20 protein-coding genes and 1 pseudogene are annotated in these 23055 nt (G+C 43.7%); 7 read left to right on the top strand and 14 right to left on the bottom strand.

Translation table 11 applies throughout. The features are described 5' to 3' along the window. Positions 1-137 precede the first annotated feature (137 nt). Complete coding sequence (locus RMO79_RS15835) at positions 138-269, top strand: hypothetical protein (protein WP_310484142.1); 132 nt, start codon at positions 138-140, stop codon at positions 267-269. 248 nt (positions 270-517) lie between these two features. Next, positions 518-1846 (top strand): hypothetical protein, encoded by a 1329-nt coding sequence (locus tag RMO79_RS15830; RefSeq protein WP_310484141.1) that lies wholly within the window; start codon positions 518-520, stop codon positions 1844-1846. A 326-nt stretch (positions 1847-2172) separates the two neighbouring features. Here the strand turns inward: RMO79_RS15830 and RMO79_RS15825 are convergent, their stop codons facing one another. From RMO79_RS15825 to RMO79_RS15800, 6 genes are all read right to left on the bottom strand, one after another. After that, positions 2173-5496 carry a phycobilisome rod-core linker polypeptide gene (locus RMO79_RS15825; RefSeq protein WP_310484140.1) on the bottom strand — a complete coding sequence of 1108 codons (3324 nt, stop codon included), beginning with the start codon at positions 5494-5496 and terminating at the stop codon, positions 2173-2175. Positions 5497-6036: 540 nt separating this feature from the next. Next, positions 6037-6387: a cupin domain-containing protein gene (locus tag RMO79_RS15820; RefSeq protein WP_310484139.1), complete on the bottom strand. Its 351-nt coding sequence runs from the start codon at positions 6385-6387 to the stop codon at positions 6037-6039. Between the two features lie 510 nt (positions 6388-6897). Beyond that, a complete protein-coding gene (locus tag RMO79_RS15815) occupies positions 6898-7650 on the bottom strand; it encodes a L,D-transpeptidase family protein (protein ID WP_310484138.1) in 753 nt (250 codons plus the stop codon). Positions 7651-7800: 150 nt separating this feature from the next. After that, positions 7801-9015: a HEAT repeat domain-containing protein gene (locus tag RMO79_RS15810; RefSeq protein ID WP_310484137.1), complete on the bottom strand. Its 1215-nt coding sequence runs from the start codon at positions 9013-9015 to the stop codon at positions 7801-7803. Between the two features lie 98 nt (positions 9016-9113). Next, positions 9114-10202 carry a phospho-N-acetylmuramoyl-pentapeptide-transferase gene (mraY, locus tag RMO79_RS15805; protein ID WP_310484136.1) on the bottom strand — a complete coding sequence of 363 codons (1089 nt, stop codon included), beginning with the start codon at positions 10200-10202 and terminating at the stop codon, positions 9114-9116. Positions 10203-10268: 66 nt separating this feature from the next. Further along, a complete protein-coding gene (locus tag RMO79_RS15800; protein WP_310484135.1) occupies positions 10269-10550 on the bottom strand; it encodes a DUF3134 family protein in 282 nt (93 codons plus the stop codon). Positions 10551-10981: 431 nt separating this feature from the next. Between RMO79_RS15800 and RMO79_RS15795 the strand changes: the two genes are divergently transcribed. From RMO79_RS15795 to ctpB, 3 genes are all read left to right on the top strand, one after another. Then, the gene (locus RMO79_RS15795; RefSeq protein ID WP_310484134.1) at positions 10982-11569 is read left to right on the top strand and encodes a PAP/fibrillin family protein; all 588 of its coding nucleotides are present in this window, start codon (positions 10982-10984) and stop codon (positions 11567-11569) included. Between the two features lie 16 nt (positions 11570-11585). After that, positions 11586-12365 carry a PD-(D/E)XK nuclease family protein gene (locus RMO79_RS15790; RefSeq protein ID WP_310484133.1) on the top strand — a complete coding sequence of 260 codons (780 nt, stop codon included), beginning with the start codon at positions 11586-11588 and terminating at the stop codon, positions 12363-12365. Positions 12366-12554: 189 nt separating this feature from the next. After that, on the top strand, positions 12555-13880 hold the full coding sequence (ctpB, locus tag RMO79_RS15785; protein ID WP_310484132.1) for a carboxyl-terminal processing protease CtpB: 1326 nt from the start codon (positions 12555-12557) through the stop codon (positions 13878-13880). 67 nt (positions 13881-13947) lie between these two features. Here ctpB and RMO79_RS15780 read toward each other — a convergent pair whose 3' ends face one another. The 3 genes from RMO79_RS15780 to RMO79_RS15770 all read right to left on the bottom strand — a co-directional run bounded on the left by RMO79_RS15780 (position 13948) and on the right by RMO79_RS15770 (position 15549). Beyond that, positions 13948-14421 carry a hypothetical protein gene (locus RMO79_RS15780; RefSeq protein ID WP_310484131.1) on the bottom strand — a complete coding sequence of 158 codons (474 nt, stop codon included), beginning with the start codon at positions 14419-14421 and terminating at the stop codon, positions 13948-13950. A gap of 162 nt (positions 14422-14583) precedes the next feature. Beyond that, positions 14584-15000 carry a hypothetical protein gene (locus RMO79_RS15775; RefSeq protein ID WP_310484130.1) on the bottom strand — a complete coding sequence of 139 codons (417 nt, stop codon included), beginning with the start codon at positions 14998-15000 and terminating at the stop codon, positions 14584-14586. Positions 15001-15102: 102 nt separating this feature from the next. Further along, positions 15103-15549 carry a hypothetical protein gene (locus RMO79_RS15770; RefSeq protein WP_310484129.1) on the bottom strand — a complete coding sequence of 149 codons (447 nt, stop codon included), beginning with the start codon at positions 15547-15549 and terminating at the stop codon, positions 15103-15105. A gap of 300 nt (positions 15550-15849) precedes the next feature. On the opposite strand from RMO79_RS15770, the gene RMO79_RS15765 reads away from it, so the two are divergent. Continuing rightward, a complete protein-coding gene (locus RMO79_RS15765) occupies positions 15850-16035 on the top strand; it encodes a DUF6888 family protein (protein WP_310484128.1) in 186 nt (61 codons plus the stop codon). Then, on the top strand, positions 16028-16228 hold the full coding sequence (locus RMO79_RS15760; protein WP_310484127.1) for a DUF6887 family protein: 201 nt from the start codon (positions 16028-16030) through the stop codon (positions 16226-16228). Before RMO79_RS15765 ends, RMO79_RS15760 begins: the two co-directional genes overlap by 8 nt. A 651-nt stretch (positions 16229-16879) precedes the next feature. On the opposite strand, the gene RMO79_RS15755 is transcribed toward RMO79_RS15760, so the two are convergent. The 5 genes and pseudogenes from RMO79_RS15755 to RMO79_RS15735 all read right to left on the bottom strand — a co-directional run. Then, complete coding sequence (locus RMO79_RS15755) at positions 16880-18979, bottom strand: pentapeptide repeat-containing protein (RefSeq protein WP_310484126.1); 2100 nt, start codon at positions 18977-18979, stop codon at positions 16880-16882. 15 nt (positions 18980-18994) lie between these two features. Then, on the bottom strand, positions 18995-20215 hold the full coding sequence (locus RMO79_RS15750) for a CHAT domain-containing protein (protein WP_310484125.1): 1221 nt from the start codon (positions 20213-20215) through the stop codon (positions 18995-18997). A gap of 6 nt (positions 20216-20221) precedes the next feature. Further along, the gene (locus tag RMO79_RS15745; RefSeq protein ID WP_310484124.1) at positions 20222-21109 is read right to left on the bottom strand and encodes a DUF1822 family protein; all 888 of its coding nucleotides are present in this window, start codon (positions 21107-21109) and stop codon (positions 20222-20224) included. 189 nt (positions 21110-21298) lie between these two features. After that, complete coding sequence (locus RMO79_RS15740; RefSeq protein ID WP_310484123.1) at positions 21299-22054, bottom strand: hypothetical protein; 756 nt, start codon at positions 22052-22054, stop codon at positions 21299-21301. 259 nt (positions 22055-22313) lie between these two features. After that, a pseudogene (locus RMO79_RS15735) lies at positions 22314-23055 on the bottom strand (DNA primase); the annotation flags it as partial.

Raw genomic sequence — 23055 nt, 5'->3', positions numbered from 1 at the left:
TTATATTTGCATTTCTTTACAATTTAACATCGCGATCGACTGACTCTAGATTTTTTAGCGAAAAGCAGCGGACTTTTGCAGCACGATAGGGGGAGAAGTACTGGGAGCTAGCCACCAAGCTGGGTATCAAGGAACAGATGGTGCAGAGGTATGAAGCTAGTGGCTATGAATCGATTCTCAGAATGAGAGGCTATGCCAACGGGTTTGGGCGACTGGCGGAAGTTTGGAATGCCTTGTCTGCTTTAATTCCCCTGATGACAGTTAAGTAGGTAGGCAAAATTACAGTTGACTACATAACAGAATGTAAAGTGCCAAGCCTACTGGCCTTTTACGATACATTACGTTTACAGCAAGGAAGATGATGTTAAAGCAAAAATAAAGATACTCTTTAATTGTACGATCGAATAACAAAGCCATGCAAATTCACATTAACAAAATGGACAACAACACGAATTTTTCGACTCATCAAAAGTCATTTAAATGCTTCGTAATAGACAACTTTTCCCGAACTATTTATGTGCCAAAAGACGTTCAGAAAATTAGGCAAAAATTAGGTGAAATGTTTCCACAATCGAATCAATTTGCAAGTATTTTGCCGACAAATCAACCCAGTATGCAAGTAAACCGACGGGTTACATCGGCTCCACAAAAATCTAGAAATTCACAAAGAATAATGTTTAGATTACTTGGTTGCGGCAGTTTGATTTTGTTGAGCATTATTGGTTTAGTTGGATGTTCTAAATCGAGCGATAAATCGTCAAAAGATATAGTTGTAACAAATAAAACGGCTTCACCTGTTCCAACTGACTTTACTATAATGAAAAATAAAGCTAAGGAATTAGCTAAACTTTCTCCACCCTTAGAATTCAATCCAACTGCTAAAGTAAAAGGAAAAGTAGCATGGGTTGAGAAAAACAGTGATGATACAAGAATGATTTTTTTTGACGTTTATTACAAGGAAATTAGGAATTCGTATGTGGAGCGTTATGGATTAACCGAAAGAATGGTGGCATACAAGCCCGAAGAAATCGACACTTTGATTCAAACGGTTTGTACCAAAGGCAAGATGATTGGTCGATATGAGGGAGGAATTATTGGCTACGCAAATAATTGTAAGGTTTCGCTAATTGACTACAAAGGCAATGCGATTTTTGCTCAAAAAACCTTCACAAACTCTACACCTGACAAATCGATTGCATCGTTTTATGAAAGATTAAAAGAGTATACGACACCTCCACCAACCAGCGAAATTGATGATTATGTTAAAAATTTTATACCTAAAAAATTTGAGGTTTCTGCTGAGAGTCTTCCAACGATAGAAGGCCCCGTCGAATTTGCTAAGGCCGCCGATAAGTTCGCTAAACTTTTATTTCCTGTGAAACTAGACAACAATTCAAAAATTAAAGGGAAAGTCGCCGTAATATATGACTATTTAATAATAACAGGCAAATCTTCAATTTTATCTGCATCTCTAATAGGCATAAAAATAGACGGGGGAATTAGCTCTCCTGCGCCAAATTCAATTACTTTGACTAAGGAAAATTTAGGCATTGCAGACGATCGGATCGCCTTAAAATCATCAGAAATTGAAACGCTAATTCAAGTAAGCTGCAAACGTGGAACGCCGATCGCCAAAGTTAAAGGTGTTTCAATTTTTTCAGATGTTTGCATCGTAAATGTGATTGATTACAAAGCGTTGATAACTGTTGCCCAAAAAACTTTTGAGGGCAAAAAATACAAGGCCGAAAGGTATTCTAACCCTAATACATATGAAGATAAAACTGACACAGCAGATTTTCCACGCGATGAAATTCATGAATATATCAAGAGCTTTCCGAGAGGATAAATTCTCCAATTTCGAGCAAACGGGGAATTGTTTAGACTAAGTGACTATCTCATGACAACCGCTCGTCTTCAGAACCGGACTTGGGGTAAACACATGAAATTACTACTTGGTGTTCCCCCTAGTCCCCTGACTGTTTGTTCGATGCTTTCCCCTCGACTGAGACTGGGAGAAACAAAGGAACGCAGTTCCAAAGCCTCCTATCCTAAAGCCTAAAGCCTAAAATCGGATTGATATGGGAGTAATAAAAAATAGGTGAGAAATTAATCTCACCTATTTCAGGATAAAGTCACCAATTCATACGTATTAGTGCAACTGACTCACTCGATTTAGTTAGCTGCGGATAAAGACGGCGAACGGTGGTAAGGGACGACATCCGTGCCGAAGTAGCGAGCGTACTCGACACTATCGACGATCGTTTTAACGGTGGCGACAAAGCCTTGTTCTGCCAGAATCCGGTTGTAGTCGCTAATTTCGGCTTGATTCAGTGGCGCGCGACCTAATAGATGGCGACACAAGAATTCGATCGCTTTAGTATTAGGATATGGCGTGTAGAACCGATCGACATAAGCAGCAGAAGTCACTAAGGTCGAGACAAACTCGCCAACTGAAATTTCTCCAGTGCGAACTTTACTTTCTAAATCCTGACGGCGGAACTGGGCGGGAATTTCACCGTTACTCAGATCCATCACATGGATGTATAAAGCTTCGATCGCCAGTGTAGCTTCTGCTTGGCTCGTACTCGCGTTCAACCGAAAAATTCGGGCCGTATGTTGGGCAATTTTAGCCGTTACAGCCACGTTAGGCTCACTTACAGCTACACCAGAGGAACGACCCAATGCCACTAGCTGAGACTCCTGCTGGCGGGCAGCAGCAGCATTATCGGCTATTGCTTTACCTGTCAGTGGTAGTTTCGCCATATCCATTCGAGGTTTGATGGTATCGAAACTCGGCACGACAACTTGCTTATCTTGTTTGGTGAGCTTGTTGTAGAGGGTTTGAGTATTGGGGTAGTTGGCTGCTGGTAAAGTCAGGAAGCGATTGTAAGGGACGACATCTTCGCCAAATACTTGGCAATATTCGGCACCGTTAACCATTGCACCGATGAAGGCTTTAATGCCTTGGGTTGCCAGAATTTGGTTGTATTTACGAATTTCCGCCTGATCTAGGGGCGCGCGTCCGAGGAAGTGCTTGGTACCTAGTTCGATGACTTTGGTATTGGGGTAAGGAGTGTAAAACTCTTTGAGGTACAACCCAGAACAACCCAATCCTTCGATAAACTCTTTGAGGTTGATCTCATCGTTACCGAGCTTACTTTCGAGCGCGCGGAATTCATTGGCGACGATGTATGGTTCGATATCCCGCTCGAAGACTTGGCGATAAGCGGCGCGAATGACAGTTTTGAGCTGTGTTTTATCTATAGCTTGAGTAAGCTTAAAGATTTTGGTTTGTTCGCGTTTTTTGCTAACACCTTGATTGATGCGGAATTCGATATCGGGCTGCGAGCGACTATCGGTAGTGGCACCGAGTTCGACAAAGCGCGGTGTCGCTGCCGATTGAGCCTGAGTGACAATGCCGACCCCAGTATCGGCGATACTGCCGACGCGAAGGTTCCGCATACTGACACCCGCAGGTGTGAGGTAACGGTTATAGGGCACCATGTCTTCGTTGAAGCTCTCGCTGTATTCGAGCGAGTCGATCATGGCATCGACGATCGCATAGAAACCTTTTTTCGCAGCAAGATCGAAATATTTATTCATCTCTTGACGACCGTAAGTCGGGCGACCCAACAGGCGACGGTGCATGAATTCGATCGCTTTAACTACATAGAGTTTCGTCCAGTAGGTATTGCGGAAGATATCGGATTTAGCGACAGCGCGAACGAATTCCCGGACGGAGATATCGCCGTTTTCGAGTTTGATCTCTTCAACTTTGAGGCGTTGTCCTTCATAAACATCGCGTCCCATTACTTGCAGATAAATTGCTTTAATGACTGCTTGGGTGGAACCTTCGGTAAAGGAAGTACTCACACCTTGGCTGGTTTTAGATTTTTTACCAATTCCCGTAAAACCAGGTAGTTGATCTAGTTTAAAGATCTTGGCTCCCAAGGTGCCAGGAGTCACGCCCCGCGCGCCAGGATTGCTAACTTGACTATTGATTCCCGGCCCTTGAGCGATCAGAATCCGGCGGGTGTTCTTGCTAAATGGCGCGGGCGAGCTGCTGGGATTGCGAGTTTCTTTCGGGAAAATTGCGCCAAACTGAATTTCGAGCGGATCGTTGCCCGAACCGTAGACGTGTTGGTCTGCCAATGGTCGCTCGTAAGCGGCAAAGGTAGTCACAAACTGCGGAATCTTGCGGAACGGTGCGCTGTAATTGAATAAGTCTTGCTGTGGCCCCCAATTGCGACATTCTTGGGCTTCTTGACCCAAACCGCGAATGTAAGGCACGGTTTCTTCGCCGAAGTAGTCAGAATACTCGGAGGAGTCTACCAGCGCATCTACCAGCCCATTTAAGCCCTTAGCCGAGACGATACTGAAGTACTTCTGCACCTCTTCGCGCGACGATGGCCCCCGACCGAGAATGTGTTTGAAAGCTAGTTCCAGTGCCCGACTGTTGATGTAGGGTTGGAAGAAGTTTTTCTGATACAGGGGGGATTTTGCCAAACGGCGGACGAATTCCTTCATCGAGATTTCGCCATTTTTGACTTTCGATTCCAGATCGGATACCGATAAGCTGTAAGCGCGGGTGATGTCACGTTCAAAGATTTGGCGATAAGCCGCTTTGATGACATCATTTTTCTCAACTCCCGACAAGCCCGGTTTCATCGCATATTTAACGCGACGTTCGGCGGCGGCGGAATAGAGTTGAGGGAGTTCTAAACCTTGTTGGTCGTCAGAAGCGCGCTGACGCAGTTTATTTGCTGGTGCAGATGCTTTAAATTCTCCAATTAGGATCTCAAAGTACTCAACAATGATTTCTTGAGCTGCTGCATCTTTGCTAAAGTAGCCGAGCGATCCCGCCCGCATTTCTTGAAGTGCGACGATGGTTGCAGGTACCGAGCAAGCATTTTGAATGATTTCTCTGAGTCCGCGCGTGTTGACAGTAATGATGTTAGGGTCGCCAGCGACGATCGCATAAGTCATGTACCGCAAGAACCAACTCATGTCCCGTAACGATTTCTGCATGTTTGCAGGCCCGTACAAAGAAATATTAATCGGTTGGAAACCCAGCGGAATCGCACCCGAACCCGTCGCGGTGAATAGAGACGTGATATTCGAGAAAAAGCCGCCTTTTGCTTCGACAAAAGTTACAGTCCCAAGTGTAGATTCACTCTGCTGGGTACCGCTAGCAAAAGTTGTCGCCACTTTTTGCTCGGATACTGTTACGGCTGGCTTCTCTAAGAATGCCATCGGCGAACCACCCACAAAAATCCGGTTGGCTGCACGGGAAACGATCAGGTCAGAATTATCGCTGATAATCTTAGCAATTTCGATCCGCTTGGCACCAGACTGAAAGTAGCTTTTGAGTTCGCTCAATTCGCCCATCGCGGGAAACCGATCTTGCTGTTCAGCTTGCGAAATGGTCGCAACTGGCAATGTTTGATATAAATTTGGACGGGACAGAGAGCCGCCACCACTTGCCTTAACACTCATTAGATCTTAAATCTCCCAACCGAATATTTTTACTGTGTTAAGCCTAATATCGATTCGAGTCGCAGTCTTAGATTTTTACTGCTGTGAGGGCATAAAGCCTGGGGATCGGTTGCCAATCTTGAAGATTTTCAGCCAAACCACTCACAATATCTACCACTGGGGTTGATGGCGAGTTTACTCATCACTGACTCGAAGCTTGCGCTCCGCCTAAGCGGCGGTCGAAGTTTAAATAATCAGGTCTGTCGAGGTGCTTAGTCTCGATTCTCCTGTCGATGAAAATTGTTGCTAGTAAAACCAGCACAGCTTTCAGATTAAAACGTTTCGCTGGTTTAATGCTCGATTATTAAGAAGTATGTAGAAATTAAATTTTATAATGTGCTGAGAAAGATCGTAGGGGATCGGGGGGCGATTATTAAAAAAAAGATAAGTTTTGTTACAGAGAGTTTGGGACGGGGGACTGGGAGCTAGAGGATGGTTCCAAAATCCATCCACTATCCACTAAAACCTAAAACCTAATCCCTAAAACCTAAGACCTAAGACCTAAAGTAGCTCGTAGCCAGCGTCGCCGGGGGATACTACCGAGATAAAAACGAATGGTTCGTCGCTGTCATTAAAGACACCATGCACGGAGCCAAGCGGCGCGATGACGATATCGCCCATTTCGATCGATCGAGTCGTACCCGCTCGATCGAGATAATATTCACCCTGTCCAGATAGAATCGTCCAAGTATCTTGCCCGTGAGGATGTCGGTGTGCGGGAATTTCCTGTTTGGGCAAAATATACCAAGCCACGATCGTTGCTTCTGGCGATGTGGCAATTACCGATCTCAGCGGTTCGCCATCAGTTGGTATAAAAAATTTAGAACTCTTGAATATCCTATTGGTGTCCATCTTTAGCAGGTTACTTACTATCCGGATCTAAATAATTTCAGTTACTAGTTATCACTTTGGCTTGAGAAAAAAGCCAATCGTTGTTAAGTGCGCTGTGACGATCTGAACTATACATTAGGGTAACCGATCGTTCGACGAAAGACGAGCGAACTGTAGCACTAGCAAGTGGCGAAACTTCGATCGTATTGAGCGAGAGAGCAGAACCGTTAATTTACTATTCGATGTCAACTGTGGATTGAATACTGTTAAATTGACTACTTAATTACGATAAATTCTCGATCGAACTACATTGTCTTCGTAATTTCCAGCCAAGTCTGAATACTGGGGATGTAAATATTTTATTTCGGACAAAAGCTAATAAACAGACTATAAATTCTTTTTGAAGATTGGAACATTGGCAGCACTTATAGCATCCAGATAGGGGTATAAGTTGGGTAGCTAAGTTCCATTTAAGTAGAATAAAATTTTCGGAGGAGATTAGTTTCTCCTCCTTTTTTTAGATAATTCGGTTTACTCATCAACGACTTTTACTGTAGTACCTACTTTGACTAATGGAAAGAGTGCTTTGACATGTCTGTTGGACATCCGCACGCAGCCATTAGATGCAGCCTTACCGATCGATTTAAGATTGGTAGTACCATGAAAACCGATCGTATCCTTACCATCAGTCCAAAACCCAATCCACCTCGCGCCTAGTGGGTTCTCTCTACCTGGCGCGAAGTATTCACCTGTTCTAAAACTAGTCCAACCTGGATTTTTAATTTTCTCCATTACTTGCCATTCGCCTGTGGGTGTTTCACGCCCTTTTTTACCAATCGCGACTGGATATTTGTTAACTAGCTTCTCACCTTTATAAACATACACCCGCTTCTCTTTGAGCTTGAGCAGGAGAGTAACGGCGTTATTTACTGGTGTTTGAGTGTTCGCCGTCGCAGGTTTGGTAGTGGGAGCTACTGCGGGGGTAGGACTAGTCCCCGTGACTGGCTGGCTGGGAGTAGCGGTACTCGTCCCATTTGCTGGTACAGGCTGAGTTACAGGCTGTCGTTCGCGTAGCGTCGGCTGTGCCGAATCGAGATTACCTGCTGGGGAGGTAGTTGGCTTGGTAGAGCTAGGAACTGGCTGTTGGACTACGAATGTTTGCGAAGGCAGATCGGGATGCTGGCGTAAATCGGTTGTCGCTAATAATTTAGTAGGCATTGCTGCTAGTGAGGTTACTAGCAATAATCCGGTATTCAGGAGCAAAGAAGTTGAAAATCGAGACATTATTAAATTCTATTGACTCTAAATATTGAGCTGTAATACAACTATCGTTAAAATTATTTTACCCATTTAACTTCTCATTTCGATCGTGCCGCTTGACTCAAACCCAAATCATTTATATTCGAGATTGAGTTGGTACGATGGCGAGCAGATCTAAGTATTTAATGAGAGCGGGTTTGGAGATAATTTAGCGATCGCCGCAACCGCGTGGAGCCTAACTCGATCGTCGAGATCGGCTGATAGCTTGACTAGAGTGGGGACGCTAGCGATATTACCCAAGTTCCCCAGTGCTGTGGCAATTTCGCGATCGATCGACGGTGAAGGTGTTGTGGCTGAAAACTTTGACTCCCAGTAATCGATCAGTAATATACTGGCATATTCGCGTTCTAATTCTGTTTTGCCGATCGCCACAATAATTTCTGGAGCTAAATCGCTGTCAATATCGACTAGAGCAGCAACTAGACTATCGACCGCCGATTGGCTGCCAATCCAGCCTAATGCGAGGATAGCAGACAATTTTAAGGCAGTGGGTGTGCGATCGGAGACTAATAATTCAGTCAATAGTGTGACGACTCTGGGATCTGGCAATCTTGCGAAACCAAGTGCGGTGGCTTCGCATACGGCTAAATCGAGATCGAATAATAACGGTCGTAAATGTTGGCTCAGATTTAGAGAGATCGCTAAATCGCTCCGCAGGCTTAATGCAGTTACGGCGGCTTTACGAACACTCGCCGCCGTGTCGGTAAGTTTGGCAATTAGTAATGGCGGAATGCGCGGATCGTGAAAACTCCCTAAGGCTTCGATAATCAGGGTGCGGAGCTGCGGATCGGGATCGTCGATGACGCTAATTAATGGTTCGATCGTTTGGGAGTGGCGAATCTGAGCCAGTACGGTTATTGCCATCCGCCGCTGCGCTGCTGGTGCTGCTGTGGCTAAAATTGCTGTCAAAGTCACGATCGCCCCTGTGCCAATTTTGGTTAAAGCACCAACCGCAATCGCCGTTAATTCTGGTTCTCGATCTTTTTGGATGATGTCTACCAATGCGGCTACAACTTGAGGACGATCGAACTCCCCCAAAATTCGCGCTCCAAACCACCGATCTTCAATATCGATGTCCAGGTCGTTAACTAAATTTAATAGGGGTTGAATGGCAATTTCGCCCAGTTTGGGGAAGATTTTAGCAATTTGCCATCTATCCTCAAAATCACCCTGTACTAATATTTGCAAGGCAATGTCTAAAACTCGATCGTTGCCATCGATCCGATCGAGCGGTAATTTGTGTAGACAATCGATCGCGATCGACCACATACCACCAGCAGCGGCAGCGGCAGCATCGTCGATCGAACTAAGGGTGGGATCTGGGAGCATGATGGGAGTAAGAAGTAAGAAGTAAGAAGTAATTAGTTCAATTACTTCTAATACCTAAAGCCTAATACCTAAAACCTAATACCTAATACCTAAAGCCTCTATCTAGTTGCCAAACCAATCAGCACCAATACGACTTCGATCGCGTAGAACACGCCGACTACTTGGGTTTCCGTCCAGCCGCTCAATTCTAAATGATGGTGGATTGGAGCCATTTTAAATAGTCGCTTGCCGTTGCCTTCAGCGTCTTTAGTTGCCTTGTAGTAAAGTACCTGAGCGGTGACAGAAAGAGCTTCGATCGCGAAAATTCCACTCAAAATAAATAGCACCCATAAATTCTCGGTGAGAATTCCTACCGCCGCCAGCGCGCCACCTAGAGCCAGAGATCCGGTATCGCCCATAAATACCTTCGCTTTGTTGCGATTATGGACGACAAAGCCGAGATAGCTACCGCTGAGGCACATGCAAAAGATCGCTAGGTTCGGTTCTTTAGACAGAATAATTGCGGCTAATCCGGCTAGCGCGATCGCGCCCGTACCGCCAGCCAAGCCATCGACACCATCGGTGAGATTAGTGGCATTACTTTCGGCTAAAAGTGCGAATACTGCCAGCCCCCAGAAGAAAACACCCAGGGGAATAATGATGTTAAACGGTAAATGCACGTTGGTAATTGCATTACTCCGGCTATATATTGCCCATCCACAAAAAGCGATCGCGATCGCCGTCTGTAATAACAATTTACCTTTGGGTGTCAGACCTTCATTTTTGCGATTGCTCAAACTTTTCCAGTCATCCACACCACCGATCGCAAAATAGCCCAGACTCGTGACGGCAACTGCGATCGCGTCGGGATCGAACTGCGACCATAATACGCCTAAAATCGTCCCGATCGGTACGACAAATACGCCCCCCATCGTCGGCGTTCCGGCTTTTTTGAGGTGCGCTTGGGGGCCATCTTCACGGATGAATTGACCCATTTTCAACTGTTTGAGCAGCGGAATCGCCTGATAACCGATCGCGCTTACCAGTCCGGTAGACACGAGAAAAGGGAACAGAAGCGAATTCATCAAACCCTTGCCCTGCTGCAAATCTAGCCAGAGAATCGATCCAGTTAGCACGATTCCGAGTAAAATTAGTAAGACAGTTCCCGTAGGATTCAAACCCCTTACAGATGCTGATTTACCCTCCATCTATTTCCTCCGAGGTAATTTCATCACTACGTTAAATTCACAAATTAATTTTGGTCGGTGAAGACTCTAGACATCATCCGTATCGTCAGAATCATCGCTATCATCTTCTTCGGCATAAGCACGATCGTCTTCAAATAATTCTTCATCAGAATTGGGCAGATCTAGAGCCGAGATGGCAGGATCCCGTTCGTCACGATCGATCAACCGCCCCTGTGATTCGAGCCACTCTAAAATTGAAGTATTTCTTTGTTCGGCAATTACTGGAGCTGGTTCGTAACGAAGTTGTTGTTTAAGAGCTGGATTGATAAATGTATCTAGAATATCGAGGGCTTCACTGGATTCGGACATGATGAGTTAGTTAGCTTGGGGTTGTCATAGTCTATCATTTTAAAGGATAGGGGAGATTTCGCTCGAAAATTGCGATTTGCAAAAATTAAATCTGCTGAGAGGGTGTCTGAAAAGCGTGGATTTAATCCCCCCAACCCCCTTAAAAAGGGCTACGGTGTATACACAAGTCGGCTGGACTTCGTTTTGAGATCTAAATCCCCCAACCCCTTGGAAAGGGGGCTTTAAAGTCCCCCTTTCCAAGGGGGATTCCCACCAATTTCGCTTCGAGCTAGAAATGTGTATACACGGTAGTTAAAAAGAGGGAGTAAAAATCAAAGTCCCCCTTTTTAAGGGATTTAGGGGGATTGACAACCTACAATCGGAGCCGATAAGACTTTTCAGACACCCGCTGATAACCGATCGATAAATCTCTGATTAATTAGCGAATTTCTATGCCTAAAGCCAAACTACTTGCAGCCATCGCTGGCAAAAATCGGGGAATTTTAGCAACATCGGTCGATCGACAGGCAATTCTAGCTGCTATTGCCGATTTAGAATTGCGAAATCCTCACCCCCGCCCGTTGACGACGGCGATCGATCTTTTAGGTGGTGACTGGCGACTGTTGTATACTAGCAGCCAGAGTTTGCTGGGTATCGATAAGTTTCCACTTGCCAAACTCGGCGATATTTATCAGTGCATTCGACCGACAGCCAGCGCGGTTTATAATGTTGCCGAGGTGACTAGTTTAATACCCGGATTGAATGGCTTAGTCGCGATCGTTGCCAAATTTACTCCAGTCAGTGAAGCGAGGGTAAATGTGGTCTTCAATCGGTCTTTAGTTGGCTTACAGCGATTATTCGATTATTCAGATCCCGATCGATTGATTACTGCTATTGAAAACGGTCAAAAGTTCACCGCGATCGATCTAAAAATAGATCGTCCAGGTAAAGAACCTGCTTGGCTCGAAGTTACCTATCTCGACGAAAATCTCCGCATCAGTAGAGGTAATGAAGGTAGTGTTTTCGTGTTGACAAAGTGAATATTATCTGCCGATTATGCTCCGAATATCTCAACGACATCTAAAAATTCTTGAAACTTGTCCGCGTCAATTCGAGTATACCTTTTGCGATCGATTGACGATGCCAATCTCACTCGATCGACAATCTAAAACCCAATTAGGCAGTGATTTTCACTTGTTGATGCACCAGCGCGAATTAGGGTTGCCGATCGAACCAATCTTAGCCCGATCTCCACAACTAAATACCTGGATGGATGCGATGCTCCAAGCTGCCCCAGAACTCTTTAATCCAGACACGCAAGCTTGGCGACAAAGCGAACATGTTCGTACGCTTGAAACTGATGATTATCTATTTACTGCTATCTACGATTTGCTAATTCTAGGTGCAGATACAGCCCAAATTATCGATTGGAAAACTTATCCACTACCTCGATACAAAAAAGATCTCGATCGCGAATGGCAAACTAGACTTTACTTGTATATTCTTGCCGAAACCAGCAATTATGTAGCCAAGCAAATGACTTTTACTTACTGGTTTATTCAATCCAACCCGATCCCCAAATCGGTAAAGATCGACTACACCCTCAAACAACATCGTCAAACCAAGCTAGATCTCGACGAGTTACTCGCAAAATTAACCAACTGGCTCGAAGCTTACCACACCAAACAGGAACATTTTCCGCAAGTATCAGCGTCTACAGGCTTGTGTCAGCGTTGTAACTTTGCCATTCGCTGCGATCGCTTACAGTTAGATGCAGCTCCAAAGACAACCTTTGACAGTCGCGATCTCTACCATCTTCCCAGCATCCCCATTTGAAGTGCAGTACGAAGTTAAGATTTATTAACTTTGCTTACGTAATCAACGTCAAAAGTACTATTCATGCAACAAATCTGTTGAGATTGAGTTAAATTAGCAAGAATAGATATTTAGCTTTTAACAGATCGCCCACATCGCTCGATCTTCAGAGCAACTATTGTATTCCAAGAAAGCCATCACATTGTTCCTATGACTCGACCATCCACATCTCGATCTGCTTGGCAACATAAAGTTTTGCGTGGAGCAATGTTTACTGGAGCCTACATAGCTACACTGTTACCGCTTGCTAGTTCTGCTCTTGCCGCTTCTAAAGATAGCCCCAAAGCGATCGTGGATGAGGCGTGGCAGATTGTTAATCGAGAGTATGTAGACGGAACTTTTAACCGTTTGGACTGGCAAAAAACCAGAATGGAGCTACTCAAACGTAACTATAAGAACCGTCAAGAAGCTTACATTGCCATTCGCTCGACTCTCAAAAAATTGGGCGATCCTTACACCCGGTTTTTAGATCCGCAACAGTTTCAATCCCTCAACAATCAAACCAGTGGGGAAATGTCTGGTGTCGGCATTAAACTCGAAGCAAACCCCCGCACCCAGCAGCTTGTAGTTGCCGAAGCAATCGATAATTCGCCAGCATCTAAAGCAGGTATCAAAGCTGGCGATGCGATCGTGGCGATCGATGGCAAGTCTACCAAAAATATGACCCTCGAAGGCGCAATTAGCCTAATTCGGGGCGAAATTGGTAAAGCGATTACGCTCAAGATCGCGCGCGGCTCCCTCCGTCCGTTCGATATTCCCCTCACCCGCGCTCAAATTGAAGTATCTTCGGTTTTCTCGGAAGTTAAACAAGAAGGTCGGCTGAAAGTCGGCTATATTCGTCTGGCGGAATTTAGTTCACATTCTTCCGAGCAGATGCAAAAAGCCATCAAAAATCTCAATAGCAAACAAGTTAACGCCTTCGTCCTCGACATGCGTGGCAATCCCGGCGGATTGTTACAAGCCAGCGTTGAAATCGCCCGGATGTGGCTAGATAATGGCACGATCGTTAAAACAGTCGATCGTAAAGGCGGTAATGAAGATTTCCGCGCGGTACAAGGCGCGCTGACGCAACTACCAATGGCTGTATTAGTAGATGGTAATTCTGCGAGTGCTAGCGAAATTCTCGCAGGCGCACTCAAAGATAATCGTCGCGCTCAAATCGTTGGTGCCCAAACCTTCGGTAAGGCTCTAGTTCAATCCGTACATTCGCTCTCCGATGGTTCGGGAATGGCGGTAACTGTCGCGCATTATTACACTCCCAATGGCACCGATATCGGTCATAAAGGGGTCACTCCCGATGTCAAGGTCGATCTTAGCTTTATGGAACAAAAGAGCCTAGCTGAGTCGCCTTCATTGTTGGGTAGTAATAAAGATCCTCAATATCTACGCGCCATTGCCGTACTCCAACCCAAAAATATGGCTACTCCAAATAATACCAACAAAGTTCCAGCGGTGAGCAGTACTCGTCAGAATTAGGAACTATCGAGTGTGAGATTGTAGTCGGTTCGCGGCTACAATCTCATATTTTTAGGATCGGCAGCATTTAATCGTTAGCGTCAAATTTCTCTAACAGGTCGATCGCGATCTTATAGCACTCTTCATCTCCCTGTAACTCAAACATTTGTGCCGCTAGCTTAATCGCTTTTATGCCCGTACCCGTGTTTCCAAAAATTGTTCCTACTAGTAACAAAGCATGGGCATTTTCGCTGTCAAGCTTCAAAGCAATATAATAATTTTTTAGCGCGAGTTCATTCTTGCCCTCTTTTTGATACTTCATACCAATTTCTTGGTATTCTATCGACATAGCGCGATCGTTATTGGCGATAAGATTGGTATTAGTCGATCGAGATGGGGTGGGATTATTCTTGACTGTCAAGCTTAGGCTATTAACTCCATCGATTGCCTGACTATCCACACCAGCTTGGGCAGAACTGATATTAGCAATAAGTAATGATGGTAGAATTAATCCAGTAACTAATGTGGCTTTAATAACTTTAGAGATGTGCGAAAGTTTCATGATTTTTACCGATGAGATTGGTTGATAATTGCGATCGAGCAAACATATTTAAGTGAGGTTGTTTGTGTCCCTCTGTCTCTATATACGAACGCTCGATCGATAGTTACGCAGAATTGAAAAAATTAATTTTGATGATCTTAAAAAGACGCTATACCAACAGATTTAATCCAGAGTGGAGCGGCACTCTCGTCTAGATTTGGTTTTCAATCCTTCTCTAGATATATTTTTAGGCGTTGGGAAAATCTTGTTTTCGCGAATAAATGCATTCTTTTCTAAAGCTTGTCCAAATTGTGTATTGGGTGAGATTGTTTGTGGATCTGCACATTTTGGTAAACATCGATCTTGAGATTCCACAACACCTCCATAGTTTTCTGTCGATCGATTTCGATTACGAGGTCTAAATGTAGCAATCTTAGTTTCACCTGATGAGTTAATTTTGTTGTAATTCTCAACTTGTTCGATCGCTCGATCTGTCGAGCTAGCATGAATGGAATTAACATTCCAAGTTAATAACAAAGGCAGGCTAATTAAGGTGGTAATATAAGTTATTGTGAATTTGGGTATGCGATCGTATTTCATGATTTCATTTGATTGGTAAGTATGACGAGTTAGAATAGCGATTGTCGATCGCCATTTAAACGTCAGTAGATCTATCGATCGTTTGTCTATATGTCGCAACTTTTAATCACTAGCACCAAATTTTTTCAACAAATCGATCGCCGATTGATAGCCGCGCTCGTCACCCTGTAATTTGAATAATTGGGCAGCAATTCTGACAAATTTTATACCTTCTTCTGTGTTGCCCAGGAGTTCGCCAGCTAATAACCAAACATCTCCATTGATAGGATCGATATTTAACGCAATTTCATAGTCCTCTACAGGCAAATCGTAATCTTGTTCTGCTTGAGTTGATATCTCAATTTGCTGGTATTGGATCGATCGGTTGTGATTATTAGCAGCTAGATCGGTAGTAGTTTTGACGATCGAGCTTGGATTATTAACTCGATCGATCGCCTGACTGTCTAAACCAGCTTGGGCAGAGTTAACATTGAAAGTAAATAAAGATGGTACGGTGAGTATGGTAGCTAAAGTTAATTTAACAGCTTTAGAGATGTGAGAAGAGTACATAATTTTTGCCTATTCGATCGATTGGTAGATGTGTTTAGTTAGAGGTATTTGATTGAGGTTGTTTGTTCCCCTCTGTCTCTATCTACGAACACTCGATCGATTAATTACGCAAGATCGAAAAAATAATTTTGATGGGCTTAGAAAGATGCTATGCAGGTATCTATAGATCGATGGGTTTCGATGGGTTCGATCGTTTTTCGGTGATGTTCGCTCTGATTGAATGGGTGAAATTGGGAGATAGATCGTTTAGCGGCTAAATTGGCGTAGGATATTCCTGTTAGCTATAATTGAGGAGTATCGATGCCCACTGATGAACAAGCACAGACTTGTCTGCGAGTTTGCCAAATGCTCTCTACTGGATTTCAACCAATCCATCTCTTTAGGTATAATCATGAGACTCAGACAGTTTATATTTTGGCTGGTGTGACTGAAAGTATTGAAATAGTTGTTTTCGCTGATAGTGAATGGGAGTTTAGAAATGAATAAACCGAACTTTAGTACAATGACCAGTAAAGATTTGAGAGCTTACGCACTGGTTCACCGAGAGGATGATGCTGTTTTTACTGAGTTAATTAAGCGCGTCAGTGAAAATGGCAAAAGATATCCAGCCCCCAAGACAGAAGCAGACTTAGCGGAAATGAAGAAACTCTTTCAGCGTAAGATTACGGGCGATAATTGAATATAAAAAATTTAGATAACCCAAGTTGATACCTATAGAATACCTACGATTTGTCTTGTTGCGCTTTTTACGTCGGGTTTCCCGACGAGCGCGCTCCGCAAAATCGTGGCTAATGTTGCAAAGTCCGCCTACTCGCAATACGGTTCGGTTAGTCAGCGACTGAAGTCGCCGCTAGTGATGCGAAGTCCGCCTACGCGGACTAAAACTCAAACAAATATTGCTTTAACCGAACCGGATTGGATTCACTCTAATTCAAAGTCCCTCTTTTCAATCTATCTGTGTACACATCTTTAGAACTAGGCAAAATTGGTGGAATCCCCCTAAATCCCCCTTTCCAAGGGGGACTTTTAGAGCAAGTTCTTTAAAAAAGGGTTTAGGGTTGAAAAGAAGGACTTCGATCGACTCTGTGCAAGCTTTTCAAGGGGGTTGGGGGATTCAGATCGATGACTAAGCAAATGGGCTTTGACATGTTTATTTTCCTGCATAAAACCACCCCGCCGCGAAAAAGCGGGTAGGGGTAATTCATGAATTACCCCTACCCTCATTTTCGCGAAGATCGAAGACACACTACCATTCGGTTGGGGTTTAATTTCCTATCATCAAAATATCCGCCAGCACTCCTGACTCCGCTTAATCCACCCCGCCACTCTGCTACTTCAATCCCAACTTTTTACGAAACTCTGGATCGTACTTTGCCTTCTCCCAATTTTTGGCGATTTTCACCTGTTCGGGAGTTATCTGAGTTCTATAAGTCTTGCCATCTAATAACTCGTACTTCATAAATGATGCACCATCGAGATTGGCACCGTCGAGATTGGCACCTTGGAGATTGGTACTTCGGAGATCGACTCCTTCGAGATTGGCATAGTGGAGATTAGCACCTTGGAGATTGGCAACTGTAAGATCGGCATTTTTGAGATTGGCATTTTTGAGCTTGGCACCATGGAAATAGGCTTTTCTATTGTTGAAGTTATCGACAACTTTGGGAGATTTTTCATTAGGTTCGGGATCGTCAGGACTATCTAGCGGTAATGGCGTGGGGTAATCTCGGCCGCCTTTTCGGCGGACTACCGAACGTTCGAGATTAGCACCTTCGAGATCGGCATCTTTAAAATCAGCACTTTTGTAATCGGCATTTTTGAGATTAGCACCTTTGAGATTGGCACGGCGGAATCTGGTATTTCTAAGGTTGGCATATGTGAGATTTACACCTTCGAGATTGGCATCTTTGAGATTGGCACTTTGGAGATTTACACCTTCGAGATTAGCATCTTTGAAATTCACACCTTCGAGATTTCTATCACTTAAATTCAAATTACTCAATTTATATCTCATAACTCTCAATCCTTCGATCGCACCTAATAATTCGTTGCTAGATTGTTTTCGATCGGCATTCTCAATTGTCTTTAAATGAAAAACAATCAAACTCTCTCTTCCAGCAAATCCCAATGCTATGCCAGGAATAATCATCCCTAACACCCACAATTTTCCACGATTCCATAACTGATGCTTACTACTAGCCGCCAAAAAATTATTAGCGATCGGTAATAATTCAACTACTCGATCGGGACTATTTACAAATTTCCTCGCATCTTTCAACTTCTTATTCTGCCACAACTCCTGCTTAGATTTATTACTCTTCTCCCATCTCTTCGCTCCCGCCTCAATTTCTGCAATTTGCTCCAACTCCTCGCGATAATCTGCCACCCAATTTTGTAATCGCTGCCAGTTATCGATGATTTTCTCATGGATGATTTCAACAGTTTCTACACCTGTTTCCGCATCTCGATCGGTTGTTAATAGTCGCTCTGTTGCCAGCGGTACCACAATTTCTCGCCAATTATCTTCCCCAATTTCCTCACGAGTCGCGATCCGGCGGGTAGTAGTGGTGGTTCCGGCTCCAGGGGTAACTAAACGGCAGAACACCTGTTTGAATTGCTTGATTCGATCCTTGACAAACCGAGCATAGATTTCCTCCGCACGATTGGCGAGAGCGGTATTGATGCCTTCCTTACCGCAGATTTTCTCATACTGTTCGTGAGTGAGTAAGCGCGGTTGTTGCTTTGCCCACAGGAGATCGAGTACCCACTGGAGAATGGCGAGACTGCCATTGGTGGTACCGACATCTTGTAACAATCGATTGACTAAACCACCCTCAAATTGTACGCCGAGTTTGTCGGCTGGTTGGGTAATCGCTGCTGTCAATCGATCGCGTGTCATACTCCCCAAAAGCTGGGGCGAATATCGCTCTAATAGTTGCCGAAAATCGCTGTCTTGGCGATCGCTTTGAATTGTCGGTAAAAAGTCATTTCTGAGCGTAAATATCAGCGTAAATTTCGGTACATTATTTACCGCATCGGCAAGACTTTGAAGAAATACTTGTCGAGCTGCTTCATCTTCTGACTGGGTAAATACCTCCTCAAATTGATCGATAAATAACAACACCCGATTTTCGGTGCGGCGAATTTGGGCGAGTTTTTGAGTCAGTAAAGTACGATCGCTAGCTAGATCTATTTCTAATTCGATCCGCTGGAGATCTGACCCCACTAATCCCCGATGTTCGCAGTTCAAAATTGCTCTAGCTAAAGCATCAAAAGGTTTTCGCCCAGGGCGCATCGTAATAATCTGCCAATCCCGCTCAAAATTTTTCTTTAAAGCAGGAATCAATCCTGCTTGCACCACCGAAGATTTACCACTACCAGATGCCCCAATAATCGCGATTAAAGGTTGATTCCAGACTAATTGATACAATCGATCGATTGTATCTTATCTGCCATAGAAATTATCGGCATCAGCTTCAGTAAATGCAAATAAACCTTTATAGGGCGACTGAACTTTTCCTAAACCTTGCCAAGTAATAGAAGGTGCTAACCGATTTTGAATGATAATCGGCAACCAACTGACATAGGGATAGTCTTGTTCGAGATTAACCAACTCCTGACGAGCAAATTTCACTGCATCATCAAATCGCTTACCGTGGGTAAAAGCTTGGAGAAAACTTTTTAAAAACTCCTGAGCAATTTTATCGGGAATCGGTTCGCGCATCACGATAATTCGATCGATATTCAGCCTTTCGAGTACGAGGGCAATCCCCAAACCATCGCAGGAATTGAAGATCGCAATTTGGACTCTTTGCTCGATCGCAGGTTTGAGGACATCCTGCAATTCATCCATTGTCAGGCTATCGGTGGCGTTAATACAGATTCGCCCCGTATTCGTATTTTCGGTATGCGAATGTCCAGAGAAAAAGATAATATCCCAGCCCTGACGATCGGCGAGAGCTTCTTTTAATTCTATTCTAGTTGGTTGAGCTAAAATTGTTGGTGCTTCTGCATCATTTTTACAATATTGCTCGATCGCTTTTTTGTCTTTTTCGATATCGATCCCGCGACTATCGCCCAAAATAATCAGGATTCTAATTTTCTCCCGATAAAATCGCGGTAGTCGCGCTGCTTCAACACCAGAGAATACTACTTCTACCCCGTCGGGGAAAAGATTCCATTGATGAAAAGGCTGTTTTCGGAGATCGGGACATTCACTAGAAATAGTCACCCGCAAATTCTCTTGGCGATCGACGATCGCCTTTCTAATTTTGGCAAATTCTGGCGATCTACCCCAATCATTTAATGTTGTCAATAGTGTTTTTGCAGATTCCTCGAAAGCCTGCCGATTCCGTTCGTTATCGTGCTTGTTTTCGACATTAACTTCCTTGAGATTTATCCGAAAATCGTCTGTTAAAGTTTGACAATCTAGATCGAGATCGCGATCGATTTCTATTTCTGGTTCATCTACTCCTCGCAGTAATTTATATTTGTATAATTTAGCACGAGCTTTTTGATAGTCATGATACTTACTGCGATCGAATGACCGCACATTCTTTAGCCCGAACAGTAGATCCGGCTCTTTCCCTTCAATTCCACCTTTAAATTCCACCTCATACAAATCTTTGGTAAGGGGTGTGAATTTTAATTCGATAACGTTGTTCATAATATTTTAGATTTCGTATAATTCAATTTTGCTTATACCATCAAATTCGATTTCAATGCTGAATCGATCGCCATCTTTAGCACCATCTAAAACAACTTCCCCAGAGAAGTCTTCTGAGATCGTCTCGAACGAACCAAGGAGCGTGCCATCCACCTGGAACACACTAAATTTAAGCCCTACAGGTAAATATCGATCGGGCGATGCTGGATGAAGCTGTAAATAAATATCCGAATTTACATCATCAATTTGGGCGATCGTAATTGTTAAGTCTACAGTCGGACTCTCAGGCGTAGAACCTAAATGAATTTTTCGATTTCCATCGATTAGCTTGACAGCTTGGATCTGCGATCTGTTTCGTAAAGCAGGGGCTAAAGTTTGAGGAACTAACAATCGATCGATCTCTTCCCACGCACCACTAAATATCCCTTCCCACCATTCGCCCAATTTTACTCGCTTCACAACTGGCTGAGATTCGAGATCGCAGAGATAATCGATTAGATCGTCTGTAGATTGCAATCGATCGAGCCTCACGATCTCGCTATATTTAGGCATAAATCCGATAATTTCGGCACTAGTCAAAGCTTCATTCAAGCGCACGAATAAATAACCAACTCGATCGATCTCTAGATCTTTAGATAAAGTTACCGTCGCTGTATTTCCAGTCACAGGGACACATTCAATTTTGCCGATTTTGCCAATTTCTAGCGCAGCGGATTTCGATAGATATTGTATCCACCAATCTTCCGATCGATCGTGCTGAGTCTCGAATTGCAAGCACTGTAAATACCAACTGGCGGCATAGACAGCCAAACTGTTGAGATACATCTGTCGATCTTGTTTCAGATTTGTGACTCGATCGAGTATGTATTTAGGAATACCGATCTGTAGTGACATGGGATTTAGCATAATTGTTGGTTCTGTTGGTTCGGGGATAGATAAACTAAGTTGCTACTAATAATCTCAGCGGTTAGAAATCGCTGCTCATAGTGCAAAGTCCGCCTGCGCGGACTAATTAATACTTCAGTCCGCCTACGCGGACTTTACAACATTAGGCACGATTTCAATCGGTGCCAATTTTGACTATCAACATAAATATTTACGAAAATAATCATTAAATTTACGCAACTGTCGATCGTGAAAGCTAGCAATAGTTGTGTGCGTATCGATCGCAAATTCTTCAGCTATATTTTGAAAAGTCCTCCTAGCCAATCGCATCAATAATATTTTTTGCAGAGTCGCTTCCGGCTTACCCTTGATATGAGCCTTAGCAAAATGTCCTTCAGGATCTGTCTGGATAAATTTCACTAATTCATCTGCTCTAGACTCTGACTCCATTTCGGACATCTTATCAATTTGAGCCTCGATCGTAGGATTTGCCTCGATCGATACCGACTCATAACGAGCACGATATTTTCTCATTACATCTTGAAATCGACGATTAAAAATCCATCCGATCCATTGCATTACCCGATATTCGGATTCGTATCGATCGATATTTTTCAGTGCTTCGAGTAGCGTAATATTGACCGCTTCATCTACAATCGATTTGATATCGGGGATGCCCGACCATCGAGAAAGTAGAGCCTGTCTAGCTCCTGCTAAGTCTGAGGAAATCTCTTTTAATAATCGATCGATCTTCTTGCGAATGGCTCGATCTTTACGATCGCTACTAGCCTGAATTTCTAATACTAAATCATTGAGTTCCAGATCGCGAGCGTTCATCTGAATTTTTGGTGGTAGTTTGCCCTTAATGTTGCATAGTAGCATGTTAGTCACATGTTTGACTCCTAAAATAACGATCGAAATCAGAGCGCAGCGGCGGGTGCAGTTCCACAACACGATCGAGATCGCTCCTATTTCTGATTACGATAGCTACAAGGAGTTTTTACGCAGAATTTGCCAAAACTATCCACTATCCCCTAAGTTACGCCCGACGCAGGGTGTTTTCATACACCGACAGAAAAATCTTTCAGTCCACTGAAGTGGACTTTTGCCGTTAGCTTTTGCCGTTAGCCCGCACTTTAGTCGCGGGCGGTTGCAGACTAAGTACCAGGGTTTATCCATTTTTATTTTCTTGTATGAAACCACCCTGCCTAAGTTAAGCTCGACGGACGAGTTCGCGACTTTGTTGGTGTTGCCAGATTTTAAATATTTCATCGCGACCATCATTTAATAACGATCGATCGAGTTGATAACTACCCGTCGTTCGGTTCGATTTATTCGAGCCAGATTGAATCGGTTGAACCTTTAATCCTAATAGTTGGAGAAAACGGTTCAGAATGGTAATCGGATTAACTTCGCCATTATTATAGTTGGGCATATCGATCCCGATCGCGCGTTTGATATGTTGGCTGCACAAGTAACTAATTCGTTTGAGCGATATTAGATCTGGATCGGTAATTTGTAGCTGTCGATCGCAGTCTAAAAAATTAATAATACCCAGTGCTAATAACCCTTGAATTTTGAGAATATGATGATTGACATCGGGTAAAAAAGTTCGATCGGGGCTAACTTCTCGATCGCGATCCCAGACTAAATAAATCGACTGGGGTAAATATTGCTGATGATTGAGTAGATAGAAGTGAGTCAAAAGTTGTCCGTAATAACCCTTATCATCTTTTAATTTTAATTCTGGAGTTACTGTCACACCATAACGCTGTTGAAGAGTATATTTCTCAATTTGAGCGCGTTCGATATCGGTAATAAAGCGTTTATTCGATAGATATTGATAGTCCCGATGACCGAGATCTTCAGCAGCCGCAATCGCACGAGCAGCTTGGAGTTTAACCTGCTGCTGAATTTTTTTAGTTTGGGTGCCGATTAAATTGTACTCGCGATCG

The organism is Chamaesiphon sp. VAR_48_metabat_403 (assembly GCF_031422475.1).
Lineage (GTDB): Bacteria > Cyanobacteriota > Cyanobacteriia > Cyanobacteriales > Chamaesiphonaceae > Chamaesiphon.
This window is presented reverse-complemented; position numbering and strand designations above follow the sequence as displayed.

What these genes read in the sequence shown, in the direction of transcription:
- RMO79_RS15765 (WP_310484128.1), top strand. Translation starts at nt 15,850, where the DNA reads ATGCCCACTGATGAACAAGCACAGACTTGTCTGCGAGTTTGCCAAATG.
- RMO79_RS15810 (WP_310484137.1), bottom strand. Translation starts at nt 9,015, where the DNA reads ATGCTCCCAGATCCCACCCTTAGTTCGATCGACGATGCTGCCGCTGCC.
- RMO79_RS15790 (WP_310484133.1), top strand. Translation starts at nt 11,586, where the DNA reads ATGCTCCGAATATCTCAACGACATCTAAAAATTCTTGAAACTTGTCCG.
- RMO79_RS15745 (WP_310484124.1), bottom strand. Translation starts at nt 21,109, where the DNA reads ATGTCACTACAGATCGGTATTCCTAAATACATACTCGATCGAGTCACA.
- RMO79_RS15835 (WP_310484142.1), top strand. Translation starts at nt 138, where the DNA reads ATGGTGCAGAGGTATGAAGCTAGTGGCTATGAATCGATTCTCAGAATG.
- RMO79_RS15815 (WP_310484138.1), bottom strand. Translation starts at nt 7,650, where the DNA reads ATGTCTCGATTTTCAACTTCTTTGCTCCTGAATACCGGATTATTGCTA.
- RMO79_RS15750 (WP_310484125.1), bottom strand. Translation starts at nt 20,215, where the DNA reads ATGAACAACGTTATCGAATTAAAATTCACACCCCTTACCAAAGATTTG.
- ctpB (WP_310484132.1), top strand. Translation starts at nt 12,555, where the DNA reads ATGACTCGACCATCCACATCTCGATCTGCTTGGCAACATAAAGTTTTG.
- RMO79_RS15770 (WP_310484129.1), bottom strand. Translation starts at nt 15,549, where the DNA reads ATGTACTCTTCTCACATCTCTAAAGCTGTTAAATTAACTTTAGCTACC.
- RMO79_RS15825 (WP_310484140.1), bottom strand. Translation starts at nt 5,496, where the DNA reads ATGAGTGTTAAGGCAAGTGGTGGCGGCTCTCTGTCCCGTCCAAATTTA.
- RMO79_RS15760 (WP_310484127.1), top strand. Translation starts at nt 16,028, where the DNA reads ATGAATAAACCGAACTTTAGTACAATGACCAGTAAAGATTTGAGAGCT.
- RMO79_RS15780 (WP_310484131.1), bottom strand. Translation starts at nt 14,421, where the DNA reads ATGAAACTTTCGCACATCTCTAAAGTTATTAAAGCCACATTAGTTACT.
- RMO79_RS15800 (WP_310484135.1), bottom strand. Translation starts at nt 10,550, where the DNA reads ATGTCCGAATCCAGTGAAGCCCTCGATATTCTAGATACATTTATCAAT.
- RMO79_RS15820 (WP_310484139.1), bottom strand. Translation starts at nt 6,387, where the DNA reads ATGGACACCAATAGGATATTCAAGAGTTCTAAATTTTTTATACCAACT.
- mraY (WP_310484136.1), bottom strand. Translation starts at nt 10,202, where the DNA reads ATGGAGGGTAAATCAGCATCTGTAAGGGGTTTGAATCCTACGGGAACT.
- RMO79_RS15775 (WP_310484130.1), bottom strand. Translation starts at nt 15,000, where the DNA reads ATGAAATACGATCGCATACCCAAATTCACAATAACTTATATTACCACC.
- RMO79_RS15795 (WP_310484134.1), top strand. Translation starts at nt 10,982, where the DNA reads ATGCCTAAAGCCAAACTACTTGCAGCCATCGCTGGCAAAAATCGGGGA.